At 77.5% G+C, this 18,698-nt stretch carries 2 protein-coding genes; both read right to left on the bottom strand.

The window, feature by feature from the left end:
* Positions 1-9: 9 nt before the first annotated feature.
* A complete protein-coding gene (locus tag ACFPM7_RS01500; protein WP_378242905.1) occupies positions 10-10,416 on the bottom strand; it encodes an SDR family NAD(P)-dependent oxidoreductase in 10,407 nt (3,468 codons plus the stop codon).
* 20 nt (positions 10,417-10,436) lie between these two features.
* Positions 10,437-18,623, bottom strand: a complete 8,187-nt coding sequence (locus ACFPM7_RS01495; protein WP_378242902.1) for an SDR family NAD(P)-dependent oxidoreductase — start codon at positions 18,621-18,623, stop codon at positions 10,437-10,439.
* Positions 18,624-18,698: the final 75 nt, after the last annotated feature.

The raw sequence follows: 18,698 nt of genomic DNA, 5'->3' as shown, positions 1-18,698 counted from the left end.
GGGCGGGGGTCAGGAGATTCCGAAGCGCTTGCTGATCAGGTCGAACATCTCTTCGTCGCTCGCGGAGCCGAGCGCGCCGGGCTCGGCGTCCTCGGCCGGGCCACCGGCGGTGTCCTGCCAGAGCCGCACCAGCTCGCGCAGCCGCTCGCCGATCTCGGCGGTGGCAGCGGGATCGGCGGGGTCGGTGCCGCCCGCGCCGGAGCCACCCAGTGCCGTCAGGCTCGACCGGAGGCGGTCGATCTCGGCCAGCACGGGCGCGGTGGCCGCGCCCGGCTCCGGCGCGAGCCGCTCCAGCAGGTGCCCGGCGACGAGGGTGGGTGTCGGGTAGTCGAAGAGCAGCGTGGCGTGCAGCCGCAGGCCGGTGCGCTCGCCGAGGCGGTTGCGCAGTTCGACGGCGGTGAGCGAGTCGAAGCCGGAGTCGAGCAGGCCGCGGTCGGGGGCGACGGCACGGGCGTCGGCGTGCCCGAGGACCGCCGCCGCCTCCGCGCACACCAGCTCCACCAGCAGCTTGCGCCGCTCGGCGTCGGACTTGCCCGCCAGCCTGTCCGGCCACGCCTGCGCCCGCGCGGCGGGACGCGCGGGCCGCTGCGCCGGGCGGGCGAGCCGCTGGAACAGCGCACGCCCGGCGGGCGGGTGCAGCCTGGCCGGGACCAGCAGCGGCTCGCCCGCGGCGGCAGCGGCGTCGAACAGCGCGAGGTTGTCCTCTGTAGACAGCGGGACGACCCCGGTGGCGGCGATGCGGCGGCGGTCGGCGGCGGCGAGGTCGGCGGTCATGCCGCTGTCCTCGGCCCACAGGCCCCAGGCCAGCGACACCGCGGGCAGCCCCTGCCGGGCGCGCTGCTGGGCGAGGGCGTCGAGGAAGGCGTTGGCGGCGGCGTAGTTGCCCTGGCCCGCCGACCCGACGATGCCCGCGACCGAGGAGAACAGCGCGAAGTGCGCCAGGTCCGCCTGCCTGGTCAGCTCGTGCAGGTTGAGCGCGCCGCGGACCTTGGGCGCGAACACCTCCGCGATCCGCCCCGGGGTCAGCGAGCCCACGACCGCGTCGGCCAGCACCCCGGCGGTGTGCACGACGGTGGTCAGCGGGTGCTCGGCCGGGATGCCCGCCAGCACGGCGGCGAGCGCGTCGCGGTCGGCGACGTCGCAGGCCACCAGCGACACCGCCGCGCCCGCGGCGGTCAGCTCGGCCACCAGCTCGGACCCGCCGGGGGCGGCGGGCCCGCCGCGGCTGAGCAGCAGCAGCCGCCGCGCGCCGTGCTCGGCCACCAGGTGGCGGGCCACGGCCCGGCCCAGGGTGCCGGTGGCGCCGGTGACCAGCGCGGTGCCCTCGATCGGCGCGATACCCGCCACCGGCGGGCTGGGCCTGCGCACCAGGCGCGGCACCAGCACGTCGCCTGAGCGGACGGCCACCTGGTCTTCCCCGGCGGCCAGCGCAGCGTCGAGCGCGACGGCCGAGGCGGGGTGCTCGTCCAGGTCCACCAGCGCGAACCGGCCGGGGTGCTCGGTCTGCGCGGAGCGCAGCAGCCCCCAGGCGGGGGCCTGCGCCAGGTCCAGCTCGGCCTGCTCGCGACCGGTGGCCACCGCCGAGCGGGTCAGCACGACGAGTCGCGCCTCGGCGAGCCGGTCCTCGGCGAGCCAGGCCCGCACCAGCTCCAGCACCCGGCCGGTGACCTCCAGCGCGGCGTCGGCCAGCCCGGTCCCCGGTGGGGCGCTCGGGCAGGCGACCACGACGACGTCGGGCACCGGGGCGTCCGCGGCCGACAGCGACGCCAGGTCGGGGTGGTCGGCGGGCTCGCCGGTGCCGAGGTCGCCGACGGACACCCGGGTGCCCGCGAGCCGCCCGTCCGGCGCCGCCATCCAGGCCACCCCGTGCAGCTCGCCCGCGCCTTCCGGGGAAAGCCGCTCGGGCACGGGCCGCATGACCAGTTCCGCCGCGGTGACGACCGGCGCCCCGGTCTCGTCGGCGGCGGCCAGCGCGACGGTGTCCTGACCGGTGCGGCTCACCCGCACGCGCAGCCGGGTCGCGCCGCTCCGGTGGACCCGCACCCCGCCCCAGGTGAAGGGCAGCACGCCCCGGTCGACGCCGGGCAGGTCGGTCAGGGCCATGAGCTGCATCGCCGCGTCCAGCAGCGCCGGGTGCAGGCCGAACCGGTCGGCGTCCCCGGGCAGTGCCACCTCGCCGAACACCTCCTCGCCGCGCCGCCACGCCGCGCGCACGCCCTGGAACAGCGGGCCGTACCGGAATCCGGTCCCCGCGAACCACTCGTACAGCTCGTCCACGGCGATCGTCTCCGCGTCCGAGGGAGGCCAGGGCCCTTCCTCGACGGCGGGCGTTCCGGCGGGGTCCGGGGCGAGCACGCCGCTGACGTGCCGGGTCCAGGCCGACGACCCGGCGGCGTCGCGGGAGTGGATCGCGAACGCCCGCCCGCCGTCGGCGCCCGGCTCGCCCACCGTCGCCTGCAGCGCCGTCGTGCCGCGCTGGTCGAGCACCAGCGGGGCCTCGATGACCGCCTCGGCCACCCGCTCGCAGCCGGTCTCCGCGCCCAGGTGCGCGGCCATCTCCAGGAACGCGGCGGCGGGGAAGAGGACCCGGCCGCGCACGACGTGGTCGGCCAGCCACGGGTGGCTCTGGACCGACACCGCGCCGGTGGCGACGGTCCCGCCGTCCCTGGCCAGGCCGAGCGCCGCGCCGAGCAGCGGGTGCCCGGAGGGGCGCAGCCCGACCGACTCCAGCCCGGTCGGCCCGCGCCCGCCGGAGCGGCCCAGCCAGAAGCGCTCGTGCTGGAAGGGGTACGTCGGCAGGTCCACACCGCCCGCGCCCGGACCGCCCCGCACCGCGGCCCAGTCGACGGGGGTGCCGCGCACGAACAGCGCCGCCGCCGCCTCGGTCAGCGTCCGCGCCTCCGGCTGATCCCGCCGCACCGCCGCCACCACGACGGCACCCGAGTCAGTGCCCGGGTCAGCGTTGAGGTCGCGATCCTCGGCGGCGGCTCGCGTCATCGTGGTGAGCGCGCCGCCCGGACCGACTTCCAGGAACGCGGTGACGCCGCGGTCGAGCAGGTCCCTGACCCCGTCGTGGAAGCGGACCCGGCCGCGCGCGTGCTCGACCCAGTAGCCCGGGTCGCGCAGCCGCTCCGGGTCGATGACCGCGCCGGTCACGTTCGACACCACCGGGACGCGCGCCCGGCCGTAGGAGACGGCGGCGGCGACCCGCAGCAGGTCCTCGCGCACGGCGTCGACGTGCGCGGAGTGGAACGCGCGGCGCACCCGCAGGGCGCGCGGTTCGCGCCCGCGCCCGCGCCAGTGCGCGGCGACCTCGGCGACGGCGTCGGGGTCGCCGGAGACCACCGTGGACGCCGGCCCGTTCACCGCCGCGATGTCGACCTGGCCGCCGATCTCGGCCAGCGAGGCGGCGACCTCGGCCTCGGCTGCGGGCAGCGCGGCCATGGCGCCCTCCGGCAGCCCCTGCATCAGCCGGGCGCGGGCGGCGACGAGCGCGCAGGCGTCGGCGAGGGTGAGCACCCCGGCCACGTGCGCGGCGGCCAGCTCGCCGACCGAGTGGCCGATGAGGTAGTCCGGTTCCACGCCCCAGGAGCGCAGCAGCGCCGTCAGCGCGACCTCGAAGGCGAACAGCGCAGGCTGGGTGAACTCGGTGCGGTCCAGCAGCCCGGCCGCCTCACCGTCCACATCGGACATGACCGGGCGCAGCGGGTGCGGCAGCAGGCCGTCGAAGGCGGCGCACACCTCGGCGAGGGCGTCGCGGAACACCGGGTACGCCGCGCTGAGGTCGCGGCCCATGCCCGCGTGCTGGCTGCCCTGCCCGCTGAACAGCAGCGCCAGCTTGGGCCGCCCGGACGCCCGCCCGGTCACCGGCCCGCCGAGCCCGGCCAGCAGTTCGGCCCGGCTCGCGCCGAGGGCGACCGCGCGGTGCTCGTGCACCGCGCGAGCGCCCAGGGCGGCGGCGATGTCGCGCGCGCCCGCGTCGGGCTCGCGCTCGGCGAACGCGCGCAGCCGCTCGGCCTGCGCCCGGAGCGCGGCCTCGCTGCGCGCCGACAGCACCCACGGCACCACACCGCCGTCGTCCTCGGCGGCGGGTGCGGCAGGCTCAGAGTCGGGCTGTTCGAGGATGACGTGCGCGTTGGTCCCACTGACGCCGAACGAGGACACCCCGGCCCGGCGCGGGCGGCCCGTCTCCGGCCACGCCGTCTCCCCGGTCAGCAGCGACACCGCGCCCGCCTCCCAGTCCACGTGCGGCGTCGGCTCGTCCACGTGCAGCGTCTTGGGCAGCACGCCGTGCCGCATCGCCATCACCATCTTGATCACCCCGGCGACCCCCGCCGCCGCCTGCGTGTGCCCGATGTTGGACTTCACCGACCCGAGCCACAGCGGCTCGACGCGGTCCTGCCCGTAGGTCGCCAGCAGCGCCTGCGCCTCGATCGGGTCGCCGAGCCGGGTCCCGGTGCCGTGCGCCTCGACGGCGTCGACGTCCCGCGCGGCCAGGCCGGCCGAGGCCAGCGCCGCGCGGATCACCCGCTGCTGCGACGGCCCGTTCGGCGCGGTCAGCCCGTTGGACGCCCCGTCCTGGTTGACCGCCGACCCCCGCACCGTGGCCAGCACGCGGTGGCCGTTGCGGCGCGCGTCGGACAGCCGCTCCAGCAGCAGCACCCCCACGCCCTCCGACCAGCTCGTCCCGTCCGCCGCGCCGGCGAACGCCTTGCACCGGGCGTCCGGCGCGAGACCGCGCTGGCGGGAGAACTCCACGAACGTGCTGGGCGTCGCCATCACCGTGACCCCGCCCGCCAGCGCCAGCGAGCACTCCCCGGACCGCAGCGCCCGCGCAGCCAGGTGGATGCCCACCAGCGAGGCCGAGCACGCCGTGTCCACCGTGACCGCCGGTCCCTCCAGACCGAACACATAGGACAGGCGGCCGGACAGCACGCTGCCCGCGCCGCCGGTCAGCAGGTAGCCCTCGGCGCCGTCGGGCACGTGGTCGAGCCCGCTGCCGTAGTCCTGCCCGTTGGTGCCGACGAACACCCCGGTCGGGCTGCCGCGCAGCGAGTCCGGGTCGATCCCGGCCCGCTCGAACACCTCCCACGACACCTCCAGCAGCAACCGCTGCTGCGGATCCATCGCCAACGCCTCACGCGGCGAGATCCCGAAGAACGCCGCGTCGAACCCGTCGGCGTCGGGCAGGAAGCCGCCCTCGCGCACGGAGCTGCGGCCCGGGCGCTGGGGGTCCGGGTCGAACAGCGCGTCGAGGTCCCAGCCGCGGTCGGTCGGGAACGCCGAGGCGGCGTGCCCGCCCGCGCGCAGCAGCTCCCAGAACGCCTCCGGGGTGGCGGCGTCGCCGGGGAAGCGGCAGCCCATCGCCACGATCGCGATCGGTTCGTCCACCGCGCCGAGGGGGGCGGCCGGGGCGACGGCGGTGTCCGCGCGGCCGAGCAGCAGCCCGCGCAGGTGCTCGGCGAGGCCGGACGGGGTCGGGTGGTCGAAGACGGTGGTCGTGGGCAGCCGCAGGCCAGTCGCCGTGGCGAGCCGGTTGCGCAGCTCGACGGCGGTCAGCGAGTCGAAGCCCAGTTCCCGGAAGGCCCGCTCGCCGCTGATCGCGCCCGCGGAGTCGTGGCCCAGCACCGCGGCGGCCTGGTCGAGCACCAGTTCCCGCAGCGCCTCGCGCTGCCCGGTCCCGTCGAGGCCGCGCAGCCGCTCCAGCAGCGGCGACTCCGCGCCCGCCCGGCGCAGCGGCGCGCGCACCAGGCCGCGCAGCACGTGCGGCACCTCCTCGCCCGCGCGCACCGCGGCGAGGTCCAGCCGGACCGGGGCCACCGTCGCGCCGCCGTCGCGCAGGGCGGCGTCGAAGAGGGCGAGCCCCTCGTCCGCGGCCATCGGCACGATGCCCGAGCGGCCCAGCCGCCGCCGGTCGACCGCGTCGAGGTCGGCGGTGAGGGCGCTGCGCTCGGCCCACAGGCCCCACGCCTGCGACTGGGCGGGCAGGCCCGCCGCGGCGCGGTGCTCGGCGAGGGCGTCGAGGAAGGCGTTGGCCGCGGCGTAGTTCGCCTGACCCGCGCCGCCGACGGTGCCCGCCACGGAGGAGAACAGCACGAACCAGGCCAGGTCCGCGTCCGCGGTCAGCTCGTGCAGGTGCCAGGCCGCGTCCACCTTGGGCCGCATGACCGCGTCGAGCCGCTCCGGGGTGAGCGCCTGCACGGTGCCGTCGTCCAGCACGCCCGCGGTGTGCACGACCCCGGTCAGCGGGTGCTCGGCGGGCACGGTGGCCAGCAGCCGCTCCACCGCGTCGCGGTCGGCGGTGTCGCAGGCGAGGAGGGACACCCGTGCCCCCAGCTCGGACAGCTCGGCGACCAGCGCGTCGGCTCCCGGCGCGGCGGGGCCGCGGCGGCTGGTCAGCAGCAGGTGCCGCACGCCGTGCCCGACCACCAGGTGACGGGCGATCAGCGCGCCGAGGCCGCCGGTCGCGCCGGTGACCAGGACGGTGCCGTCCGGGTCGGGCGCGGCAGCCTCGCCGGTTCCGGGCCTGCGGACCAGGCGGGGCGCCCACGTCGTGCCCGCGCGGTGGGCCAGCCGCGGCTCGCCCGAGGCGACGGCGGCGGCCAGCGCGACGGAGCGGTCCTCGGGGGCGGCGTCCACCAGGGTGAAGCGGTCGGGGTGCTCGGCCTGCGCGGCCCGCACCAGGCCCCAGACCGGCGCGAGGGCGGGCACGGGGGGCGCCGACCCCGGCGGCGCGACCGCGCCGGAGGTGAGCACGACCAGCCGGGAGGCGGCGAAGCGGTCGTCGGCCAGCCAGTCGCGCACCGCCGCGAGGGCGCGCCCGGCGGTGTCGCGGGCGGCGGCGACCGGATCGCCGCCGTCCTCGACCTCGATCGGGAGGACGACCACACCGGGAACCGGCGTGTCCACTTCGGACATGCTGTCCCACGTCGCCCAGCGCGGCGGGCTCGGGTCGACCGGCCGCAGGGGAACCCAGTCCACGGCGTGCAGGGACACGGCGGTGCGCTCGAGCACCGTGGGCCGCAGGGCGACCGAGTCCGCCGCGAGCACCACGCGGCCGTCGGCGTCGGTGGCCTCCAGCGCGAAGGCGCCCTCCCCCGTGCTGGTTGTCCGCACCCGCAGGCTCCTGGCCCCCGACACCCCGACCACCACGCCGGTCCACGACCACGGCAGCAGGGTCTCGTCCCCGGACGCCTCGACCCCGACCCGGGCGAGCAGCGCCGGGTGCAGCAGGTACCCCGCCGCGTCGACCCCGTCGGGCAAGGCGACCTCGGTGACGACGTTCCCGCCGAGCGGCTCCGCCGCCGCGGTCCCCGGCCCGGCCTCGGTCAGCTGGCCGGTGGCGTGCCGCGTCCACGGTCCGTCGTCGCCGGTCCGCGAGTACACCCCGAACGCGCCCGCGACGGCCTCGACGCGCAGGCTCACCGCGCCGTCGCCGGGCAGGACCAGCGGCGTGTGCACCGACAGCGCCTCGACCCGGTCGCGGCCGGTGTGGGCGCCGGCGTGCAGCGCGAGGTCGAGGAACGCGGTGGCGGGCAGCACGACCGAGTCGCCCAGGGTGTGGTCGGCGAGCCACGGGTGGTCGGCGAGCGCGACACCGCCGGTGAACACCGCGCCGTCGGAGCCCGCCAGCTCGACCACCGCGCTCAGCAGCGGGTGCCCGGCCGGGCGCAGGCCCGCGGCGGACAGGTCGGCGGAGTCCACCGCCGAGTCCAGCCACAGCCGCTGCCGCTGGAACGGGTAGGTCGGCAGCTCGACGCGGCCGGTGGCGGGGAACTGCCCGGCCCAGTCGATGGGGACGCCCGCGGCGAACAGCTCGGCGGCGGCGGTGAGCAGCCGGTCCCGGCCGCCGTCGTCGCGGCGCAGCGTGCCGACGGCGGTGACGGCGCTGCCCTCGGCCTCGCCGGACTGCTCGACGCCGACGGTCAGCACCGGGTGCGGGCTCACCTCGACGAACGCGGTGAAGCCCTGCCCGACCAGGGCCCTCGTGGCCTCGGCGAAGCGGACGGTCTCGCGCAGGTTCCGGTACCAGTAGCCCGCGTCCATGCCGGAGGTGTCCAGCCAGTCGCCGGTGACCGTGGAGAAGAACGGCACCCGCGCGGCGGCGGGGCTGATCTCCGACGCCGCGGCGAGCACCGCCGGGCGCACCCCTTCGACCGCAGGGGAATGGGAGGCGTAGTCGACCGCGATCCGGCGCACCCTGACCCCAGCGGAGTCCAGTGTGGACGCCCATGCGTCCAGTGCCGCGCCGTCCCCGGACACCACCACCGACGCCGGGCCGTTGACCGCGGCCACCGCGACGGACACGCCGTCGCGGACGATCCACGCCTCGACCTCCGCCACCGTCGCCGCGACCGACAGCATCCCGCCCGGCCCGGCCAGGTGCTCGGCGATCGCCCGCGACCGCAGCGCCACCACCCGCGCCCCGTCGGCCAGCGACAGCGCGCCGCTGACCACCGCCGCGGCGATCTCGCCCTGCGAATGCCCGACCACCGCGTCAGGCTCCGCGCCGAGCGAACGCCACACCGCCGCCAGCGACACCATCATCGCGAACAACGCGGGCTGCACCACATCCACGCGGTCGAGCGCGGCCGGATCAGCACTGGTCACGGCCTCGCGGACCGACCAGTCGACCCACGGCCGCAACGCCGCCTCACACTCGCCGAACCGCTCGGCGAACACCGGCGAGGACTCCAGCAATTCTCCCGCCATGCCCGCCCACTGCGACCCCTGGCCCGGGAACACGAACACCACCCGCGGTCGCCCGGCCGCGACGCCTGAGGTCCCGGGCTCGCCCGAGGCGATCCGGTCCAGTGCGGACAGCAGCTCCTCGCGGGTGCGGCCCACCGCGACAGCGCGGTGGTCGTGCACCGCCCTGGTCCGCGCCAGCGCCGCCCCGACTTCCAGGACGCCCGCGGCTTCGGCGACCTCGCGCAGCCGCGCGGCCTGCTCCCGCAGCGCACCCGCGCAGCGCGCCGACAGCACCCACGGCACGACCTCGTCCCCGGCCCCGGCGGGCTCAGGTGCGGGCTCTGGTTCGCCCTGTTCGAGCACGACATGCGCGTTGGTCCCGCCGATGCCGAACGACGACACGGCCGCCCGGCGCGCCCGCCCGGTCTGCGGCCACGCGGTGTTCCCGGTCAGCAGCTCCACCGCGCCCATCGACCAGTCGACGGCGGCCGTGGGCCGGTCCACGTGCAGGGTGCCGGGCAGCACGCCGTGCCGCATCGCCATCACCATCTTGATGACCCCGGCGACCCCGGCGGCGGCCTGCGTGTGGCCGATGTTGGACTTGATCGAGCCCAGCCGCAGCGGCTCGTCGCGGTCCTGGCCGTAGGTGGCCAGCAGCGCCTGGGCCTCGATCGGGTCGCCGAGACGGGTGCCGGTGCCGTGGGCTTCCACGGCGTCGACGTCGGCTGGGGTCAGCCGGGCGTCGGCCAGGGCCGCGCGGATCACCCGCTGCTGCGAGGGCCCGTTCGGCGCGGTCAGGCCGTTGGACGCGCCGTCGGAGTTGACCGCGGAGCCGCGGACGACGCCCAACACGCGGTGCCCGTTGCGGCGCGCGTCGGAGAGCCGCTCCAGCAGCAGCACCCCGGCGCCCTCGGCCCAGCCGGTGCCGTCGGCGGCCTGCGCGAAGGACTTGCAGCGCCCGTCCGGGGCCAGCCCGCGCTGCCGGGTGAACTCCACGAACGTGCCCGGCGTCGACATCACCGTGACCCCGCCCGCCAGCGCCAGCGAGCACTCCCCGGAGCGCAGCGCCCGCGCCGCCAGGTGCAGCGTCACCAGCGACGACGAGCACGCCGTGTCCACCGTGACCGCGGGCCCCTCCAGACCGAGCACATAGGACACCCGGCCGGACAGGACGCTGCCGGTGCCGCCGGTCAGCAGGTGGCCGTCGACCAGGCCGTTCGGCACGTGCAGCGGCGGGCCGTAGTCGTGGTACATGACGCCCGCGTACACGCCGGTCCGACTGCCGCGCAGGGAATCCGGGTCGATCCCGGCCCGCTCGAACACCTCCCACGACACCTCCAGCAGCAACCGCTGCTGCGGATCCATCGCCAACGCCTCACGCGGCGAGATCCCGAAGAACCCCGGGTCGAACTCGGCCGCGTCGTGCAGGAAGCCGCCCTCGCGCACCGAGGACGTGCCGGTGCTGGGGTCGTCGGGGTCCGACAGCGCGTCGAGGTCCCAGCCGCGGTCGGTCGGGAACCCCGAGACCGCGTCGCGCCCGGACTCCACCAGCGCCCACAGCTGCTCGGGCGTGCGCACCCCGCCCGGGTACCGGCACGCCATGCCGACCACGGCGATCGGCTCGTGCGCGCCGTCGACCAGCTCCTGGTTGCGCTTGCGGAGGCGGACGACCTCCTTCACGGTGTCGCGCAGCGCGCCGACGACGTCCTCGGGCTTGCTGGCCATCTGGTCTCTTCCCGTCCGCCTCAGCCGAGGCTCTCGCGCGCCAGCCGGATGAGGTCGTCCACATCGAGTTCGTCGATCAGGTCGGCATCAGGCAGGTCGACGTCAGCCAGGTCGACGTCAGGCAGGTCAGCGCCAGCCAGGTCCGCACCAGGCAAGTCGGTGTCAGGCAGGTCGGCACCGGCCGCGGGCTCCGGCGCGGCGGCGGGCTCGGGGGCGAGCCGGTCGAGCAGGTGCCGGGCCAGGACCTCCGGGGTCGGGTGGTCGAACACCGCCGTCGGGGACAGCGCCAGCCCCGTCGCCTTGGCCAGCCGGTTGCGCAGCTCGACCCCGGTCAGCGAGTCCACCCCCAGGTCGCGGAAACCCTTCCGCACGTCCACCCGGCCGGGCGCGGCGTGGTCGAGCACCGCGGCCACCTCGGCGCGCACCAAGTCGAGCACGGCCCGTTCCCGCTCCGCGCCGCCCAGCTCGGCCAGCGCCGCGCGCCCGGACCGCCCGGTCCGCGCCGGAGCCGCGCCGGGCACCCGGACCAGGCCGCGCAGCAGCGGCGGAGGCCGCTCGCCCGGCGCGAGGCGCAGCGCGGGCACGTCGACCCGCAGCGCCACCACGGCGGGCTCCTCGGCGCCCAGCGCGGCGTCGAACAGCGCCAGTCCGTCCTCATCGGACAGTGCGGCCATGCCGATGCCCGCCAGCCTGGCCTGGTCGCGGGCGTCCAGGCCGCCCGCCATGCCCGCCGACGCCCACGGCGCCCAGGCCACCGAGGTCGCCGCGAGGCCCAGCGACCGGCGGTGCCGGGCGAGCGCGTCGAGGAAGCTGTTCGCCGCGGCGTAGTTGGCCTGCCCGGCCGCGCCGAAGACGCCGGAGGCCGAGGAGAACAGCACGAACGCCCCGAGGCCCGCGTCGCGGGTCAGCTCGTGCAGGTGCCAGGCGGCGTCGGCCTTCGGCCGCAGCACCGCATCCACCCGATGCGGGGTCAGCGCTCCGACCACGCCGTCGTCGAGCACCCCGGCCACGTGCACGACCGCGCTCAGCGGGTGGGCGGCGGGAACCGAGGCGAGCAGCGCGGCCACGGCGTCGCGGTCGCCGGCGTCGCAGGCCGCCCAGTCGGCCGCCGCCCCCAGCTCGGCCACCGCGGCGGACAGCTCCCGCGCGCCCGGCGCGTCCGCGCCCCGGCGCGAGGCCAGCAGCAGCCGCCGCACGCCGTGCCGCTCGACCAGCCGCCGCACGACCAGCGCGCCGAGCGCCCCGCTCGCCCCGGTGACCAGCACCGTCCCGTCGGCCCAGCCCACGGGGGAGGCCGTGCTCGCGGCGGACCGTGCCAGGCGGGGGGCGAGCAGCTCGCCCGCGCGGATCGCCAGCTGCGGTTCGTCGGTGGCCCGCGCGGCGGCGAGCCGGGCGGCCGAACGCGGGTCGTCATCGATGTCCACCAGCAGCAGCCGGTCAGGGTTCTCCCGCTGCGCGGAGCGCACGAGTCCCCAGGCCGCGGCCAGTGCCAGGTCGGGCTGGTCCACCGCGACCGCGCCCCGGGTCAGCACGACCAGGCGCGACCCGGCGAAGCGGTCCTCCGCCAGCCAGGCCCGCACCAGCGCCAGCACCCGGTGGCAGGTCCGCGCGACCGCGCCCGGCACCGCGCCCGCGTCCGCGCTGACGGAGGCCACCACCACAGGGGGAACGGCGTCCAGCTCGGCCAGGTCCGCGACGCGCCGCGGCGGATCGAACGCGATGTCGATCCCGCCATCGATCTCGCTGTCGTCGCCGAGCAGCGCCCAGTCGAGGGCGCCCGCGTGGTCGGCCTCGACCGGTTCCCAGGACAGCCGCAGCAGCGCGTCGGCCCGCCCGGTCGGGAGAGCGCGCACCACCAGCGAGTCGACCTCGGCCACCGGCAGGCCCGCCGCGTCGGTGAGCCGCAGCGCGACGGTGTCGCGCCCGCGCGGGGAGACCCGCACCCTGGCCGCGGTCGCGCCGCGGGCGCGCACCCGCACCCCGGACCAGGCGAACGGCAGCCGCACCGGGGAGCCGTCCCCGCCGAAGAAGCCCAGCACGCCCGCCGGGTGCAGGGCGGCGTCCAACAGCGCCGGGTGCACGGCGCAGCCGCGGGCCGCGCCCGCGAGCCCGTCGGGCAGCGCCAGCTCGGCGCACACGTCGTCGCCTGCCCGCCACACGCGGGTCATGCCCCGGAAGGACGGCCCGTAGGCCAGCCCGGCCCGCGCCAGGTCCGCGTAGACCGCATCGACCGGCATCTCCTCGGCGCCCTCCGGCGGCCAAGTCCCCAAATCGGGCTCGCCGGGCTCGCCGGTTGGTGGCGCGACCCTGCCGCCCGCGTGCTCCGACCACCCGCCGTCCGTCTGCCGGGAGTGCACCCGCACCTCGCGCGCCCCGTCCTCGTCCGGCGGGTCCGCGACCACCCGCAGCACGACCGCGCCCTCCTCGGCGAGCACCAGCGGCGCGGACACGACCAGCTCGGCGACCGCCAGCCCCGACACCTGCGCCACCAGCTCCACGAACACCGTCGCGGGCACCACCACCCGGCCGGAGACGACGTGGTCGGCCAGCCACGGGTGCGTCGACAGCGACACCGCGCCGGTGCCCGCGAGCGATCCGTCCGGCAGGTCCACGACCGCGCCGACCAGCGGGTGCTCGTCCCCGCCGAGGCCCAGCGCCGCCCGGTCGACCCGCCCGCTGCCCGGCGGCAGCCAGTAGCGCGCGTCCTGGAACGGGTAGGTCGGCAGGTCCACCGGCCGCTTCGGGGTGCCGATCACCCGCGCGAGGTCCACCGGGACACCGGCCGCGTGCAGCGCCCCGACCGCGGCGACCAGGGTGGCGGCCTGCGGGCGGTCGCGGCGCTGCGCGGCGACCACCACAGCGCCGCCGCCCGCGGTGCCGCTCGCCGCCGCCGCCAGCGCGCCGTCCGGTCCGACCTCCAGGAACGCGGTGACCCCGTGCTCGGCCAGCCACCGCACGCCGTCGTGGAAGCGCACCGGCCGCCGGGCGTGCTCGGCCCAGTGCTCCGGGTCGGCCAGGTCGTCGCCGGTGACCGGGCCACCGGTCAGCGTCGAGACCAGCGGCACCACGAGCGGGCGCGCGGTGACCGCGGTGGCGGCGCGCAGCCCGTCGAGCGCGCCGTCGATGTGCGGGGAGTGGAAGGCGTGGCTGACCCGCAGCGACCGCGTCCGCGCGCCCCGCCGGGCCCACTCCTCGGCGACGGCCGCGACCGCGTCGGCGTCACCGGAGACGACCACCGACCGCGGACCGTTGACCGCGGCCAGGACGACCCGTTCCGGCAGGGACGCCAGCACGTCCTCCTCGGCGGCCTCGATGGCCGCCATCGCCCCGCCGCCGGGCTGCGCCTGCATGAGCCTGCCCCGGGCCGCCACGAGCGCGCAGGCCTCGGCGAGCGACAGCGCGCCCGCGGCGTGCGCGGCGGCGAACTCGCCGACCGAGTGGCCGATCACGAAGTCGGGGCGCACGCCCCAGTGCTCCAGCAGCCGGAACAGGGCCACCTCGACGGCGAACAGCGCGGGCTGGGCGTACTCGGTCCGCTCCAGCGCCTCGGCGTCCTCAGCGAACACGACAGACCTCAGAGGACGGTCCAGGTGCGGGTCCAGCGCCGCGCACACCCGGTCGAAGGCGGCGGCGAAAACCGGGTAGCTCGCGTGCAGGCTCGCGCCCATCCCGGCGCACTGGCTGCCCTGGCCGGAGAACAGGAAGGCCAGCCTGCCGCCCGCGGCGGTGCCGGTCAGCGCGCCGGGCTCGCCCTCGGCGACCGCCCGCAGGCCCACGGCGACCTCGTCGCGGTCGCGGCCCACCACCACGGCCCGGGAGCCGAGGGCGGGCACGTCCGCCAAGGCGCGCGCGAGGTCGACCGGGTCGGTGTCCTCCAGCAGCGCGAGCAGGTCCGCCGCCCTGGCCCGCAGCGCCTTGTCGCCCTTGGCCGAGAGGGCCAGCGGGACGGGCGGCCCGTGCGGGGCCGCGGCGGCGGGCGCCGCCTCCCGCGCGACCTCCTCGATGACCGCGTGCGCGTTGGTCCCGCTGATGCCGAAGGACGACACCGCCGCCCGCCGCGGCCCGCCGCCGGGCTCCCACGGGCGGGCCTGGGTCAGCAGCGCCATCCCCGACGCCGCCCAGTCCACTTGGGACGTCGGTTCGCCGACGTGCAGGGTGCGGGGCGCGATCCCGTGCCGCATCGCCAGCACGGTCTTGATCACCCCGGCCACGCCTGCCGCCGCCTGGGTGTGGCCGATGTTGGACTTCAGCGAGCCGACCAGCAGCGGCCGCCCGGCCGGCCGGTCGCCGCCGTAGACCGCGGCCAGCGCCGCCGCCTCGATCGCGTCCCCCAGCACCGTGCCGGTGCCGTGCGCCTCGACCAGGTCGACCTGGTCCGGGGTCAGCCGGGCCTCGGCCAGCGCGCGGCGCGCGACGTCCTGCTGCGCCAGCCCGCTCGGCGCGGTCAGGCCGTTGGAGCGCCCGTCGTTGTTGACCGCCGTCCCGCGCAGCACCGCCAGCACGGGGTGTCCGGCCCGGCGTGCGTCGGAGAGCCGCTCCAGCAGCAGCACCCCCGCGCCCTCGGCCCAGCCGGTGCCGTCGGCGTCGGCGGAGAACGCCTTGCAGCGTCCGTCGCGCGCCAGGCCGCCCTGGCGGGCGAACTCCACGAACATGCCCGGCGCGGCCATCACCGCCGCGCCGCCCGCCACCGCGAGCGCGCAGTCGCCCTGGCGCAGCGCCCGCGCCGCCAGGTGCACCGCCACCAGCGACGACGAGCACGCCGTGTCCACCGTCACCGCGGGCCCGTCGAAGCCGAAGGTGTAGGCGATGCGGCCGGAGGCCACGCTGGGCGACACCCCGGTCAGCAGGTGCCCCTCGACCCCGGCGGCGGACTCGTGCAGGCGCGGCCCGTACTCCTGGGCCGTCACGCCGACGAACACCCCGACCCGGGGCGCGGCGGCCGGGTCGATCCCGGCCCGCTCGAAGGACTCCCACGCCGTCTCCAGCAGCAGCCGCTGCTGCGGGTCCATCGCCAGCGCCTCGCGCGGGGAGATGCCGAAGAACTCGGCGTCGAAGCGGTCGGCGTCGGCCAGGAAGCCGCCTTCGCGGACGTAGGTGGAGCCCGGGGCGTCCTCGGCGAAGAGGCGGTCGAGGTCCCAGCCGCGCTCGCGCGGGAACGCCGAGACCGCGTCGCGGCCCTCGGCCACCAGCTCCCACAGCTGCTCCGGGGTGCGCACCCCGCCGGGGTAGCGGCAGGCCATGGCGACGATCGCGATCGGCTCGTCCGGCGCGGCGGGCCCCCGCGGCGCGTCCGCGCGCGGGGCGTCGGCGAGCAGGTGCTCGGCGAGGGCGGCGGCGGTGCTGTGGTCGTAGAGGGCGGCGGCGGGGACCGCCGTGCCGAGCGCCTGGTTGACGCGGTCGCACAGCTCCACCGTGGTCAGCGAGCCCAGCCCGAGTTCGCGGAAGCTCGCGGCGGGGTCGACCGAGTCCGCCCCGGCGTGCCCGAGCACCAGCGCGACCTGCTCGCGCACCACCCGCTCCACCCCGGCCCGATCGCCCGGACCGCGCGGCTCGGCGGCGGGCTCCGCCGTGGACGGTCGCGCCGGGGCGGGCACGGCGTCGAACCAGTGGCGTTCGCGCTGGAAGGCATAGGTGGGCAAGGGGACGCGGCGCACCGGAAGGCCCGCGAGGACACCGGGCCAGTCGACGGCGTGACCGCGTGCGTGCAGGTCGCCCGCGGCGCGGGTGAGCGAGCGGACGTCGTCGGCGCCGCGGCGCAGGGCGGGCACCAGCAGCGCGTCCGCCGCGTCCGGGCCGAGGCAGTCGCGGGCGGCGGCGCTCAGCACGCCGCCGGGACCGAGTTCGAGGTAGGCGCGCACGCCGCGCGCGTGCAGCAGGCGCACGGCGTCGAGGAAGCGCACCGGCTCGCGCGCCTGCCGAACCCAGTAGTCGGCGTCGAAGCGCGCCACCGGGCATCCATCCACAGTGGACACAACCGGGATCTCGGGGGCGTGGTGGGTCAGCCCGTCGGCGACGGCGCGGAACTCGGCGAGGGCCGGGTCCATCCTCGGCGAGTGGAAGGCGTGGCTGACCGCCAACCGCTTGGTCCGGTGCCCGGCGTCGGCGAGGGCGGCGGCGACGGCCAGCACGGCCTCCTCGTCGCCGGAGACGACCGTCGCGCGCGGCCCGTTGACCGCGGCGACGGCCACCGCCGACTCCCGGCCCGCCAGCAGCGCGACGACGTCCTCTTCGGCGGCCTCCACCGCGACCATCGCGCCCCCGGCGGGCAGCGCCTGCATCAGCCTGCCGCGCGCGGACACCAGGGCGCACGCGTCCGGCAGCGACAGCACCCCCGCCACGTGCGCGGCGGCGATCTCCCCGACCGAGTGCCCGGCCAGCAGGTCCGGGACCACGCCCCACGACCGCACCAGCCGGTACAGCGCCACCTCGACGGCGAACAGCGCGCTCTGCGTGTAGGCGGTCTGATCGAGCAGCGCGGAGTCGGGTGAGCCGGGCTCGGCGGACACCACGGCGGCCAGCGGCCGGTCGAGGGCGCGGTCCAGGTGCGCGGCGGCCTCGGCGAAGGCCTCGGCGAACACCGGGAACTCCGCGCGCAGCCCGGCCGCCATCCCGGCGTGCTGGCTGCCCTGGCCGGAGAACAGCAGCGCCAGCGCGCCCGGCGCGTCCGCGACGCGGCCCACCCCGCCGTCGGCGAGGGCGCGGCACTCGGCCAGCAGGCCGTCGCGGTCGGCGGCGAGGAGGACCGCGCGGTGCGCGAACGCGGTGCGGGTGGCGGCCAGCGAGTAGGCGATGTCGGCCGGCCCGGGGGCGGGACCGGCGGCAGGACCATCTGCGAGGTGTGCGTGCAGGCGGGCGGCCTGCTCCCGCAGCGCCTCGGGCGTCTTGGCCGACAGCGGGAACGGCAGCACCCGGCGCACCTCCGGCGCGGGAGCGTCGCCGGGTTCGTCCCGGCCCACGTGCTCGGACACGACGAGGTGGCAGTTCGCGCCGCCCATGCCGAAGGAGCTGACGCCCGCCACCAGCGGGCGCTCCGCGTCGGCCCACGGCCCGGTCCGCGCCTGCACCCGCAGGTTCAGCCGGTCCAGCGGGATGCTCGGCGGCGGCGCGGTGAAGTGCAGGCTCGCGGGCACCGTCCGGTGCCGGATGCCCAGCACGACCTTGATGAGCCCCGCGACACCCGCCGCGGCCTCCAGGTGACCGATGTTGGTCTTCACCGAGCCCACGCTCAGCGGCGCCCGGCGCCCCGCGCCGAACACCCGGCCGAGCGCGGCGGCCTCGACCGGGTCGCCGACGGTCGTCCCGGTGCCGTGCAGCTCGATGTACTGCACGTGCGCCGGGTCCACCCCGGCGTCCCGGTAGGCGGCGCGCAGCAGCCGCTCCTGGGCATCGGCGTCCGGGGTCGTCAGGTGCGCGCCGCCGCCGTGCGCGGTCGCGCCGCCGCGCAGGACGCAGAGCACGGGGTCGCCGTCGGCCAGGGCGTCGGCGAGCCGCTTGAGCACCACCAGCCCGCCGCCCTCGCCGCGCGCGTGGCCGTTCGCCGCCACGTCGAAGGCCCGGCTGCGGCCGTCGGGGGAGAGCGCGCCGAATCCGGCGGCGGCGATAGCGCTTTCCACGGCGAGATTGAGGTGGACGCCACCCGCCAGCGCGGTGCGCACCTCCTCTCGGCGCAATGCCGAACAGGCCGAATGGACCGCGACAAGCGATGAGGACTGCCCGGTGTCGACAACGACACTCGGTCCGTCGATGCCCAAGAAGTAGGACGTCCTATTAGCGACCATTCCCCTATTGAGGCCGGTCATCGCGAACGGATCGGCCACAGCGGAACCCGCCCGCGCGCGCAACACCGAATAGTCCCCGGAACTCACCCCGACGTAGAGCCCCGCCCCCGATCCGCGCAGCGTCCCCGGCAGCGTCCCGGAGTCCTCGAGGGCCTCCCACGCCAGCTCCAGCACCAGCCGCTGCTGCGGGTCCATCCCCGCCGCCTCGCGGGGGGAGATCCCGAAGAACGCCGCGTCGAAGCGGTCCACCCCGTCGAGGAATCCGCCCAGTTCAACCCCAGTCCCAGGAGCCGTGTCCTCGGCCCACCGGTCAGCGGGGACGGCACCGACGGCGTCCACCCCGTCGCGCAGCGAACGCCACAGCGCCGCAGGCCCGTCCGCCCCGGGAAACCGGCACGACACCCCGATGACGGCGATCTCCCCGCCCATGCCGGACCACTTCCCCCGTCGACGCGATCGAGCCGACCGCACTCCCGCCGCCGACACCTGGCGATACTTTCGTCA

The organism is Actinokineospora guangxiensis (genome assembly GCF_042657845.1).
Classification (GTDB): Bacteria; Actinomycetota; Actinomycetes; order Mycobacteriales; family Pseudonocardiaceae; genus Actinokineospora; species Actinokineospora guangxiensis.
Note: the sequence above shows the minus strand (reverse complement) of the source record. Positions and strands in the feature narration are given on the sequence as shown.